This is a genomic window from Mesorhizobium sp. M7A.F.Ca.CA.002.15.2.1, from assembly GCF_003998715.1.
Lineage (GTDB): Bacteria > Pseudomonadota > Alphaproteobacteria > Rhizobiales > Rhizobiaceae > Mesorhizobium > Mesorhizobium ciceri.
In genome coordinates, this window is record NZ_RZPI01001102.1 from 1 (window position 1) to 980 (window position 980).

Here is a 980-nt window from a genome sequence, read left to right on the forward strand (position 1 = left end):
AGGCACCACCGCCACCGCCGATCGACTGCGCAAAAATGCCGTGCGAGATATAGCCCAGTGTTTCAATCTTGCCGAAGTTGTTGACCTCGACCTCACCGCCGATGCTGCCACTGCCGCCTTGGCCGCCAATATACATGGTAACGGCCGTCTCGGCCTTACCGGTCTCCGTCGAGCCAGCGCCACCCGCACCACCGCCGCCGCCCACCGACTGTGCGAAGATGCCGTGCGAGTTGTCGTCCTGCGTCAGGATCGAACCGCTCTGGAAGTTCTGGACGTGAACCTTGTCGCTGGTACCGCCAGCGCCGCCGGCGCCGCCGAGGCTCAGCGTGATGGCGATCTTCGAGTCGGTGGATGACGTGCCGGACGCGCCGCCGACGCCACCGGAGCCGCCGATCGACTGCGCCAGGATGCCGTGGGAATTGGCCTTGTCGGTCTGGATTATGCCGCTGTTTTCGACATTGACCTTGCCGCCGTTGCCGCCGACCTCACCCGAGCCGCCAAGCGACAGGTTTACCGCGACTTCACCGCCATCGCTCTTGCCCTTGCTTTCGCCGGCACCACCTGCGCCGCCGCCGCCACCGACCGACTGCGCGAAGATGCCTATCGAGCGCTCCTGCTTGGTCCATATCGTTGCGCCGGCCATATTGACGACATCGACCTGGTTGCCATTGCCGCCCTTGCCACCCGCACCGCCAAGCGAGCCGCCGATTGCGTAAGTGCCAAGCACGCCAGAGCTGGACGAGCCGCCGACACCGCCGCCGCCACCGATCGAATTGGCGCTGATGCCATAGGAATCGGCGCCGTCCGTGACGATCAGATTGCGGTTGGTCACCGAAACCGTGCCGCCATTGCCGGCGCCGCCGGCACCGAGGGCGATCGCCGCGCCGATACCGACCGAAGTCTCGCCAGCATCGCCTGGGCCGACGATATCCTCTTTGGTCGAGGCGGAGCCGCCGCCGCCGCCACCGCCGCCGATGGAC

At 66.4% G+C, this 980-nt stretch carries 1 pseudogene; it reads right to left on the bottom strand.

What is annotated here, in order from left to right:
- Nucleotides 1-980, bottom strand: a pseudogene (locus ENZ74_RS32920) (autotransporter outer membrane beta-barrel domain-containing protein); the annotation flags it as partial.